The organism is Citrobacter sp. TBCS-14, assembly GCF_005280805.1.
In the GTDB taxonomy this organism is placed as follows: Bacteria; Pseudomonadota; Gammaproteobacteria; order Enterobacterales; family Enterobacteriaceae; genus Citrobacter; species Citrobacter gillenii.
In genome coordinates this window covers 1-530 of the sequence record NZ_SZWM01000650.1, presented here as the reverse complement: position 1 = coordinate 530, position 530 = coordinate 1, and the positions used below count along the sequence as shown (strand labels likewise).

1 pseudogene is annotated in these 530 nt (G+C 47.3%); it reads right to left on the bottom strand.

The features are described from left to right. A pseudogene (locus FDX22_RS20460) lies at nucleotides 1-388 on the bottom strand (intestinal colonization autotransporter adhesin MisL); the annotation flags it as partial. Nucleotides 389-530: the final 142 nt, after the last annotated feature.

Genomic DNA, 530 nt, shown 5'->3' with positions numbered 1-530 from the left:
TACCATTATTAGCGGCATTCTTCGACTGCGTGCGGATCGTCAGGTCGTCACCGAAAATAACGCCCGGGCTACCCGTCGCGCTGTTCTGAATAACGGTAATGGTGTGTTCGAAGGCTTCTGCTCCTGGCCCATTCAGCGTTAATCCATGGCCAAAAACAGGAATGGTGCCGGCACTCCACTGATAAACATAATTTGGCGTAGCGCTGGTTTTAGCGAAACTGGCATTCGCCTGTGCAGGAAATAAAGCCTGCAACTCTGGCGAAAGACTGTTCACCAGTCCACTGGAAGGCAAACTGTCAATATCAATCCAGGCCGCGTGGGTTGAAAATACCATTGACGTTAGCGCGGTTGATACCGCTATAGCAATGCGTGAGTAATGCTTNTTCATAATAGCCTCCTGCTTTCGGGCGTAGGGCGTCCACCACATCGCGATGATGTGGAAATAATAAAAATGAGAATCAGCTATAAAATGTTAGAGAGTATTTTATGAATGCTTAGGCCTAACTTATCTTCAAGTCGAAGTTTGTAGA